A 4,755-nucleotide genomic window follows, 5' to 3' on the forward strand; every position below is an offset into this window, starting at 1 on the left:
AAATCCTGTGGATTTTCTTTGGAATACATACGGCAAATGCCGTACTGATGATAGACAAGATCAGGAACAGGACGGTGAAAGCGGCATGATATGATTTTACAGGCAGAGGCAGAAGATGTCTTCAGACTTCTTCCCGAGCGTCATGTCTTGTAGGGTAAGATTGTGTGAGAAATTACAGGAATAGGACTATAAAAATGGCATATGAAGTGAGTATGCTCTATCATCTTCATATGCCATCTTGATTTTTAGGGACATTTACTGAATATCCCTACGGAAAGCGCATCATTTGCCGGGGTCGGACGCACGATTGGTCGGACCTTGGCAGATGATGCGCTTCCATTTGAGGGCGTTATCCGTTTTTCTTCGCGTAATTACGCATTCAGTGCTTGTTCTATATCTGCAATGATATCGTCTGCATTTTCAATGCCCACCGAGAAGCGGATAAGGTCGGGACGGATGCCGGCTTCCAGCAACTGCTCGTCCGAGAGCTGGCGGTGTGTATGGCTGGCGGGGTGCAGTACGCAGGTACGTGCATCGGCAACATGGGTTACGATAGCCGCCAGTTTCAATGAGTCCATGAACTTGATAGATTCTTCGCGACCACCTTTCAGCCCGAAGGAGACAACGCCGCAGGAACCGTTGGGCATATATTTCTGTGCCAGCTCGTAATATCTGTTTCCGGGCAGGCCGCAATAGTTGACCCAAGCTACTTTATCGTTCCCGGAAAGATATTCGGCGACAGCCTGGGCGTTCTTGCAATGTTGAGGCATGCGCAGGTGCAGGGTTTCCAGCCCGAGGTTCAGCAGGAATGCGTTCTGCGGCGACTGGATGCTGCCGAGGTCGCGCATCAGTTGTGCCGTGGCCTTAGTGATGTAGGCCAGCTTGCCGAAAGCCTTGGTGTAGGTCAGTCCGTGGTAGGACTCGTCCGGGGTACAGAGTCCGGGGAACTTGCCGGCATGTGCCTCCCAGTCGAAATTACCGCTGTCTACAATCGCACCGCCTACGCTGGTGGCGTGTCCGTCCATGTATTTGGTGGTGGAATGCACCACTATATCGGCTCCCCATTCGAACGGGCGGCAGTTGATAGGAGTAGGGAAGGTGTTGTCTACAATCAGGGGTACGCCATGCTTGTGGGCGATACGGGCGAACTTCTCGATGTCGAGAACTTCCAGCGTGGGGTTGGAAATCGTTTCGCCGAACAGGGCTTTGGTGTTCGGACGGAAAGCGGCGGAGATTTCTTCTTCGGGTGCATCCGGGTTGACGAAAGTTACGTCAATGCCCAGTTTTTTCAGGGTTACGCCGAACAGGTTGAATGTTCCGCCGTAGATTGTGGACGAACATACGAAGTGGTCGCCTGCCTGGCAGATGTTGAAGATAGCATAGAAATTCGCAGCTTGTCCGCTCGATGTCAGCATAGCGGCTACACCGCCTTCGAGGGCGGCTATCTTGGCGGCAACGGCATCGTTCGTAGGATTTTGCAGACGGGTGTAGAAATAACCGCTGTCTTCGAGGTCGAACAGGCGTGCCATTTGTTCGCTGGTGTCGTATTTGAAAGTCGTACTTTGGTAAATGGGGAGTACACGGGGTTCTCCCTTTTTAGGAGTCCACCCTGCTTGTACGCACAGTGTCTCCGGTTTTAGTTGTTTTGCCATAATGCTATCTGTTTTTAGAGTTTCTTTATCTTTAAAACGCGTAAGTCGTGGCAAAAGTAGGGAAAAAAATATAAATTTGTACGCGTAAATGGTAAAATGCTATAATTTAGCGGCTGAAAATCGGCTGCCGATACGAATAAATGACGAACAACGGGAATATGAAACGTATATTTTGCTTGCTGGCTATCCTCTTCTGTACCTTTTTTGTCTTTCATGCCTCTGCTCAGGGAGAGTATGCTACCCCTAAGTCGGGCGAGGGTATTTCTGCATTTCTGGAACGGAACAAGCGTCCGGGGAAAAACTATTATAAGGAGTTTCTGAAACTGAACGAGAAACGTCTGCGCGGAAAAGAGGAGTTGAAGTTGGGGGTGAAATACGTGCTGCCTCCGTTAAAGAAGGGGGCAGGTGCCTCCGCTTCGTCCAAGCCGGCTGCCGGTAAAAAGAGGACTGTGCGCGAACCGTTGTTCGGAAAGAAACTTGCCGATGTAAAGGTTACCTCCAACCGTTTGCAGGGGGCTTGCTTTTATGTAGTGAGCGGGCACGGAGGTCCCGACCCCGGTGCTATCGGCAGAATAGGAAAGGTGGAGTTGCACGAGGATGAGTATGCCTATGATGTTGCTTTACGCCTTGCCCGCAATCTGATGCAGGAAGGTGCTGAAGTGCATATTATCATTCAGGATGCCAAAGACGGAATTCGCGACGACCGCTATCTATCCAACAGCAAACGGGAAACTTGCATGGGGGATGCCATTCCGCTGAACCAGGTAGCCCGCTTGCAGCAACGTTGCGCCAAAATCAATGAGCTTTATCGGAAAGACCGCCAGAAGTATAAATATTGCCGTGCCATATTTTTGCATGTGGATAGCCGCAGCAAGAGTGCACAGACGGATGTTTTCTTCTACCATGCTCCGAAAAGCGTGCTTGGAAAGAAGCTGGCCGTTACGATGAAAGATACTTTCGAGTCGAAGTACGACAAGCATCAGCCCAACCGCGGGTTCGAGGGAACGGTTAGTGCGCGTAACCTTTATGTGCTGCTGAAGGCCGTACCGACTTCTGTTTTTGTAGAGTTGGGCAATATTCAGAACACGTTCGACCAACGGCGTTTCGTTATCAGCTCTAACCGCCAGGCTTTAGCGAAGTGGATGATGGAAGGATTCATCACGGATTATAAACGGTCGAAGTAGGGGACTGTCTGCGGTTGTTGTCGTGTATTATAACGACAGATGCCCCGCTTTGATTGCGGGGCATCTGTTCGGTAATGGTAGTGTCCGACTTATTCCACCGGGATATAAATTTCCGTCAGCAGCTCATCGGGCGCTGTAGTGGCAGGGTCGTTCAAGTACCGTTCTGCACTGGCTTCATCTCTGAAAGTGCATTCCATTTCGGGGATATGTTTTCCATAGATTGTGTCGTATACGGCTTGCAGGTGTTCATAAGAGCCTTTATACAAGAATACGGCATAGCGTCCTGCCGGGAGTTGCTTGAAGCCGATGTCGCCTTTCGGTGTTGCCCGGGTAGGGATTACCATACATACATCGGTACGCAGTTTTTCGACTGGAGTAACTTTGGGGTCATCGTGGTAGATGCAGTAGGGCATCACTTCTCCCATTGGCAGTTTCTCCTCTTGGACAAACCGGTAGAGGCGTGCCCATGTGCCACAATAGTCGTTCAGTTTATAATCTCCGAATAAACGGATATAAATTACATTCCGGGCTGGAACTTCCCTGATTTCCCGTTTCAGTTCCAGGTCCGGACGGATAATGGCTGGTTTCATAATTACAATGTTTTTATTATTACGATATTCTAAAGGTGAAATGCCATAGAACTGCCTGAATACTTTGGACAACGACGAGGGTGAGGAATATCCGATGCGGTAGGCTATGTCGGCTATCGGCAGTTCGGAGTATCGTAACAGCCGCGCGGCTGCCTCGGTGCGTGTCCGGACGATAAACGTACCGAGGGGTTCGCCCAGAAAGGCTTTCATGATGCGGTGAAAGTAGAACGGAGAGAAATGGGAAATCCTGGCCAGTGATTTCAGGTCGATTTCTTCTCCGAGGTGGAGGTTGATGTAATCTACCACTGCGTTCACGCATTTTTGATACTCTTCCTGCGTTGTCTTTTTAGTTTCTGTATTTTCTATCGGCTTTTTCATAATGCAAAGATAAGGGGAAAAGAGATAGGCGACTTGTCCGATGTTGCTATAAATTAGGTATCTTTGCATCCCAGTTGTTACAACCAAATCTTTTCCGTATGACCGACGATACCAGATTACAACTCCTAGCATGGGCAAGGCAGTACCATTGTGCAGATTTCATACAAAGCGACCCGGTTCAGTTTCCGCATCGTTATACACGGAAGCAGGACATAGAGGTCAGCGGTTTGCTTACGGCTATTATGAGTTTTGGAAACCGCAGACAGATATTGAAGAAAGCGAAGGAACTGCATCATTTAATGGGAGTTTCACCTTATATATATGTAATGTCCCGCGGTTGGGAACGGGATTTTCCGCTGGCGGAACGTAGCAGCTTTTACCGCATGCTTTCTTATGCGGACTTTTATACTTACTTCGCCCGGTTATATGCCGCCTATTCGCAATATGACAGTTTGGAAGATGCCTTGTTGGTTTATCCGGGTACACCTATGGAGAAATTATGTGCTTTCCTGGAAGTTTCTGCCAAGAGTCCGCAGAAGAAGCTGAATATGTTCCTGCGGTGGATGATACGGAAAGGGCCGGAGGTGGACTTCGGCATCTGGGAGAGTTTCGACCGCCGCGATTTGATAATTCCTTTGGATACTCATGTATGCCGGGTGGCCTGTTCCCTGGGACTTACAGATACGGATACGTTTTCTTTAAAGAATGCACGGAATATAACTTCCGCTTTGGCGGAGGTATTCCCCGACGACCCTTGCCTGGGTGATTTTGCATTGTTCGGCAGTGGAGTAAACGGAGTGTTGTAGTGTGCGGCTATTATCTACCAGTCGATTTCTTCGGGATATTCAGTAAATGTCCCTAAAAATCAAGATGGCATATGAAGATGATAGAGCATACTCACTTCATATGCCATTTTTATAGTCCTATTCCTGTAATTTCTCACACAATCTT

General features: G+C 48.9%; 4 protein-coding genes. 2 read left to right on the forward strand and 2 right to left on the reverse strand.

Features of this window, described 5'->3' with window-relative positions:
• Nucleotides 1–371: 371 nt before the first annotated feature.
• Entirely contained in the window at nt 372–1,652 is a 1,281-nt protein-coding gene (locus C233_RS0121955) for an O-acetylhomoserine aminocarboxypropyltransferase/cysteine synthase family protein (protein ID WP_018669606.1), read from the reverse strand.
• Between the two features lie 140 nt (nt 1,653–1,792).
• Between C233_RS0121955 and C233_RS0121960 the strand changes: the two genes are divergently transcribed.
• Entirely contained in the window at nt 1,793–2,836 is a 1,044-nt protein-coding gene (locus C233_RS0121960) for an N-acetylmuramoyl-L-alanine amidase family protein (RefSeq protein WP_018669607.1), read from the forward strand.
• Nucleotides 2,837–2,925: 89 nt separating this feature from the next.
• Here C233_RS0121960 and C233_RS0121965 read toward each other — a convergent pair whose 3' ends face one another.
• Nucleotides 2,926–3,804 (reverse strand): AraC family transcriptional regulator, encoded by an 879-nt coding sequence (locus C233_RS0121965; RefSeq protein WP_018669608.1) that lies wholly within the window; start codon nt 3,802–3,804, stop codon nt 2,926–2,928.
• 98 nt (nt 3,805–3,902) lie between these two features.
• Between C233_RS0121965 and C233_RS0121970 the strand changes: the two genes are divergently transcribed.
• Nucleotides 3,903–4,610, forward strand: coding sequence for a TIGR02757 family protein (locus tag C233_RS0121970; RefSeq protein WP_018669609.1), 708 nt, complete (start codon nt 3,903–3,905; stop codon nt 4,608–4,610).
• The last annotated feature ends 145 nt before the right edge of the window (nt 4,611–4,755 follow it).

This window comes from Bacteroides gallinarum DSM 18171 = JCM 13658 (assembly GCF_000374365.1).
Taxonomy (GTDB): domain Bacteria; phylum Bacteroidota; class Bacteroidia; order Bacteroidales; family Bacteroidaceae; genus Bacteroides; species Bacteroides gallinarum.

What these genes read in the sequence shown, in the direction of transcription:
- C233_RS0121955 (WP_018669606.1), bottom strand. Translation starts at nt 1,652, where the DNA reads ATGGCAAAACAACTAAAACCGGAGACACTGTGCGTACAAGCAGGGTGG.
- C233_RS0121960 (WP_018669607.1), top strand. Translation starts at nt 1,793, where the DNA reads ATGACGAACAACGGGAATATGAAACGTATATTTTGCTTGCTGGCTATC.
- C233_RS0121965 (WP_018669608.1), bottom strand. Translation starts at nt 3,804, where the DNA reads ATGAAAAAGCCGATAGAAAATACAGAAACTAAAAAGACAACGCAGGAA.
- C233_RS0121970 (WP_018669609.1), top strand. Translation starts at nt 3,903, where the DNA reads ATGACCGACGATACCAGATTACAACTCCTAGCATGGGCAAGGCAGTAC.